The sequence below is a fragment of the Streptomyces anatolicus genome (assembly GCF_019400875.1).
GTDB classification, from domain to species: domain Bacteria; phylum Actinomycetota; class Actinomycetes; order Streptomycetales; family Streptomycetaceae; genus Streptomyces; species Streptomyces anatolicus.
The window spans coordinates 1-4697 of the sequence record NZ_WMBF01000488.1 but is presented as its reverse complement, the minus strand read 5'-3'; the positions used below and the strand labels follow the sequence as shown (position 1 = coordinate 4697).

At 69.0% G+C, this 4697-nt stretch carries 3 protein-coding genes; 1 reads left to right on the top strand and 2 read right to left on the bottom strand.

Going from position 1 to position 4697, the window contains the following annotated elements:
- Nucleotides 1–54: 54 nt before the first annotated feature.
- Both GKQ77_RS28030 and GKQ77_RS28025 read right to left on the bottom strand, forming a co-directional pair.
- Nucleotides 55–1911 carry an outer membrane protein assembly factor BamB family protein gene (locus GKQ77_RS28030; RefSeq protein WP_219691718.1) on the bottom strand — a complete coding sequence of 619 codons (1857 nt, stop codon included), beginning with the start codon at nucleotides 1909–1911 and terminating at the stop codon, nucleotides 55–57.
- A gap of 156 nt (nucleotides 1912–2067) precedes the next feature.
- Nucleotides 2068–3879: an ABC-F family ATP-binding cassette domain-containing protein gene (locus GKQ77_RS28025; RefSeq protein WP_219691717.1), complete on the bottom strand. Its 1812-nt coding sequence runs from the start codon at nucleotides 3877–3879 to the stop codon at nucleotides 2068–2070.
- A gap of 156 nt (nucleotides 3880–4035) precedes the next feature.
- On the opposite strand from GKQ77_RS28025, the gene GKQ77_RS28020 reads away from it, so the two are divergent.
- Entirely contained in the window at nucleotides 4036–4662 is a 627-nt protein-coding gene (locus tag GKQ77_RS28020; RefSeq protein WP_372460001.1) for a Uma2 family endonuclease, read from the top strand.
- The last annotated feature ends 35 nt before the right edge of the window (nucleotides 4663–4697 follow it).

Below are 4697 nucleotides of genomic sequence, written 5' to 3'. Positions count from 1 at the left end.
TCTATTCCTTGGGGACGCTGAGGGGCGAGGGGGTGAACGGGACGGCGGGGGAGGTCACTTGCCGTAGGCGAGCATCAGCTTCGACTGGCCGGTGGTGCTGCCCGTGATGCTGGTGGTCGAGATGTAGAAGCGCCCGTCCACGTAGTCGACGTCCTTCGAGTAGAAGCCGCTCTCGATCTGCGAGGTGCCCTTCGGGTGCTGCAGAAGGGTCTTGGGCTTGTGCGAACCGGACGTCGCGATGGAGACGACGCGGCCGCCGGCATCGTACGACGGTTCGACGTACGCGATCAGCTCCCCGTTCTCGACCTTCATCGGGAAAATCGTCTCGTCCAGCGGCGACTTGGTGCGCCAGGCCTCTTTGCCGGTGGCCAGGCTGATCGCGACGATCGCGTTGGCGCCCTGGTCGGCCGTCGGCAGGTAGAGGTACTTGTCGTCGGAGGCCACGCCCTGGCAGCCGCCCAGGTTGTCGTCGAGGATCGAGGTGCCGCAGTCGGGCGCGAAGTTGTCCTTGCTGCTGACCTCGGAGGTGGTCGTGTCGGTGTTCCCCTTCAGCACCGAGATGTTCCACCGCTTCTTGTCCTCGTTGCGGGAGTACACGATCGTCGGGCTCGTCCCGTAGACCTTGCGGACCTGCCAGCCCTTGGGGAACTTCTTGGTCCACAGGGCCTTGCCCGTCTTGGGGTCGAGCTGCTGCAGCTCGTCGTGCTCCTCGGGCCCCGCCGCGCCGCAGGAGAGCGCCATCAGGAGCTTGCCGTCACCGCCGGCGAACCCCTTGGGGAAGCAGGTGCCCTCCTCCTTCTTGTCCGCGACGTAGAGCTTCTTGCCGTCGCTCATCCGCAGCGCGGTCCCGGACTGGTCACGGCCGACCATGAGCACATCGCCGACGAGGACGAGGTGGCTCTGCATGGAGAAGTCGAACATGCCCTCCTCCTTGACCGTCTTGTGCCAGCCCTTCTCGCCGGTCTTCAGGTCGATGACCTGGAGCTGGTTGCACTTGGCGCTGCTCTTGGTGCCGTCCTTGAACGCCACGACGATCTTGCCGTCGTCGGTGGCCTTCTCCGTCGCGGCGCAGACCTTCTGCGGGAACTTGATGGCGGGCCACTTGGTCCTGCCGGTCTCCACGTCGTACGCGAACAGCTCCTTGTACGCCGCCTTGACCACGGTGTCGCCGTCGACCCACATGCCCGGGGCGTCGCCGCCGGAACCGGGCACCTTGGGCGCCTCCTTGTACCAGAGGACCTTCGCCTCGCCGGGCTGGCGGTGTTCGTTGAGGTCTTCCTTGCCTTCGTTGCCGTCGCCGTCGCCGGTGCCCGGGTTGGCCGGGGCGGTGGCGGAGGGCTTGGGGTCCTTCTTCTTCGCCTCGGACTTCTTCTTGCCGTCGTCGTCACCGCCGACGACGGCCCAGGTGACACCGGTCGCGACGAGCACCGCGGCCACGGCAGCGGCGCCGATCACCAGAAGCTTCTTGCGCTTGCCGTTGCCGTCACCGCCGCCGGGGGCGCCGGGGCCCGCCGGGAACTGCGGCTGCGTGGGCGGCTGCTGCGGGTAGCCGTACTGCGGCTGGCCTCCGTAGGGCCCGGGCTGCTGCGGGCTCCCGTACGGGCCGGGCTGCTGCGGCGGGGCCGGCTGGCCGTAGGGGCCGGGCTGCTGCGGCTGGGTCGGCTGGCTGTACGGGCCGGGCTGCGGAGGCTGGGCTCCGTAGGGGCCCGGCTGCTGCGGCGGGGGCGCGTACGGCCCGGGCTGCTGCGGCTGGCCGGGCTGGGTCGGCTGCGCGTACGGATTGTCCGCCGCGGGCGGCGGGGTCTGCGGATAGCCGTACCCCGGCTGCGGCGGTATCGGCGGCTGCCCCGGCGGCGGATCCTGCGGAGCTCCGTGACCGCCGTGCGGCGGCTGGTTGGGCGGCTGAGTCATCAGCGCTTCCCCCTTCACTGATTTTCGGCACGCCAAATGGTGCTCAGGTGAGCCTTTCTATCACCCTGAGCCCCTACCGAACGGGGCCGGTCCTGCCCCTGTTCCCAAGGGAGGACCGGCCCGTGATGCGTCCGTTACGCGAGCTGCACAGCAGCTCTACGCGTCCTCCGCCAGCTCCAGCCAGCGCATCTCCAACGCCTCGCGCTCACCGATGAGTTCACGGAGTTCGGCGTCCCATTTGGCCACCTTTTCGAAGTCCGTGGAGTTATCGGCGATTTGGGCGTGCAGCTTGGCCTCCTTGTCGGAGACCTTGTCCAGCTGCCGCTCGATCTTCTGCAGTTCCTTCTTGGCGGCGCGGGCGTCGGCGGCGGAGACCGTCTTCGTCTCGGTCCGCCCGGCAGCGGGCGCGGGCGTGGACGCGGAGGCCGTCTCGGCCATCCGGCGGCGCCGCTCCAGGTACTCGTCGATGCCGCGCGGCAGCATCCGCATGGTGGCGTCGCCCAGGAGCGCGAAGACCTTGTCCGTCGTCCGCTCGACGAAGAACCGGTCGTGGGAGATGACGACCATGGAGCCGGGCCAGCCGTCGAGGACGTCCTCCAGCTGCGTCAGCGTCTCGATGTCGAGGTCGTTGGTCGGCTCGTCGAGGAAGAGGACGTTCGGCTCGTCCATGAGCAGCCGCAGCAGCTGCAGCCTGCGCCGCTCACCACCCGAGAGATCACCGACCGGCGTCCACTGCTTGTCCTTGTTGAACCCGAACGTCTCGCAGAGCTGCCCCGCGGTCATCTCCCGGCCCTTGCCGAGGTCGACGCGCTCGCGCACCTGCTGCACGGCCTCCAACACCCGCAGCGTCGGCTTCAATTCGGCGACCTCCTGCGAGAGGTAGGCCAGCTTCACGGTCCTGCCCACGACGACCTTGCCGCCCGCGGGCTGTACGTCGCCGTCGCTGCGGGCCGCGTCGGCCATGGCCCGCAGCAGCGAGGTCTTGCCCGCGCCGTTCACCCCGACGAGGCCGACGCGGTCGCCGGGGCCGAGCTGCCAGGTCAGATGCTTGAGCAGCAGCTTCGGCCCGGCCTGGACGGAGACGTCCTCCAGGTCGAAGACGGTCTTGCCGAGCCGCGTCGTCGCGAACTTCATCAGCTCGCTGGTGTCGCGCGGCGGCGGCACGTCCGCGATCAGTTCGTTGGCGGCCTCGATGCGGAACTTCGGCTTGCTGGTGCGGGCCGGGGCGCCGCGCCGCAGCCAGGCAAGCTCCTTGCGCATCAGGTTCTGCCGCTTGCTCTCCTCGGTGGCGGCGATGCGCTCACGCTCCGCGCGGGCGAACACGTAGTCCGAGTACCCGCCCTCGTACTCGAAGACGGAACCCTTCTGCACGTCCCACATGCGCGTACAGACCTGGTCCAGGAACCACCGGTCGTGCGTCACGCATACGAGCGCCGAGCGCCGCGTGCGCAGATGCTCGGCGAGCCAGGCGATGCCCTCCACGTCGAGGTGGTTGGTCGGCTCGTCGAGCACGATCAGGTCCTGCTCGGCGATGAGCAGCTTGGCGAGCGCGATGCGGCGCCGCTCGCCGCCGGAGAGCGGGCCGATGACGGTCTCGAGCCCCTGCGGGAAGCCCGGCAGGTCGAGCCCGCCGAAGAGCCCGGTCAGCACGTCCCTGATCTTGGCGCTGCCCGCCCACTCGTGGTCGGCGAGATCGCCGATGACCTCGTGCCGGACGGTGGCCTCGGGGTCGAGGGAGTCGTGCTGGGTCAGCACGCCGAGCCGCAGCCCGCCGCTGTGCGTGACGCGCCCGGTGTCGGCCTCCTCCAGCTTGGCGAGCATCCGGATCAGGGTGGTCTTCCCGTCGCCGTTGCGCCCCACGACGCCGATCCGGTCCCCCTCGGACACGCCGAGTGAGACGCCGTCGAGCAGGGCACGGGTGCCGTACACCTTGCTGACTGCCTCGACATTGACCAGATTGACGGCCATTTCTCTCCTGACAGGGGGGACGATCGATCCTCCAGCGTAGTCGCCCTCGGGGGGCGGGTCGGCGGGTGCTTGCGGGTACCGGGTTGCTCACTCTTTGTGATGACGGATCCGGAATGCGGCGGCTACGGTTGGGGGGCAGGCCGAAGAATCCCGTCCATGGGAGGAACCATGACCGCCGAGCCGATTCCCGAGCCGATCTCCGAGCCGGTGTCCGGGCCTCGGTGGCCGGTGCCGCCGCCGGAAGGCTGGACCGTGGACGACCTGCACACGCTGCCCGACCTCCCGCCGCACACCGAGTTGCTCGACGGGAGCTTGATCTTCGTGAGTCCGCAACGCCTGTTCCACAGCCTCGCCATCGATCTGCTGGTGAACGGGCTCCGCAGCAGCGTGCCGACGGAGCTGCGGGTGAGTCGGGAGATGACTGTCGTCCTCGACCGTCGCAACGGCCCCGAGCCGGACATCTCCGTCGTCCGCAAGGAAGCCGTCAAGAGCCGCGATCAGACCTCGTTCTCCGCCGCCGACGTCCTGCTCGCCGTGGAAGTCGTCTCTCCCGACTCGCAGGCCCGCGACCGGGATACCAAGCCGCTCAAGTACGCCGCTGCCGGTATCCGCCACTTCTGGCTGGTGGAGATGGCGGGCCAGGACGATCACCCTGTCGTCCAGGTCCACGAACTCGGCACGGTGTCCGGCACGTACGCCCTGACCGGCATCTATCACGACCGCCTCAAGATCTCCGTGCCCTTCGACATCGACATCGACCTCAACGGCATCAACGAGCTGTAGGAACAGGGGCGCCCCGCCCCGCCCTCTCCACCAGC

Coding starts and splice junctions, on each gene's coding strand:
- GKQ77_RS28030 (WP_219691718.1), bottom strand. CDS start 1,911: ATGACTCAGCCGCCCAACCAGCCGCCGCACGGCGGTCACGGAGCTCCG.
- GKQ77_RS28020 (WP_372460001.1), top strand. CDS start 4,036: ATGGGAGGAACCATGACCGCCGAGCCGATTCCCGAGCCGATCTCCGAG.
- GKQ77_RS28025 (WP_219691717.1), bottom strand. CDS start 3,879: ATGGCCGTCAATCTGGTCAATGTCGAGGCAGTCAGCAAGGTGTACGGC.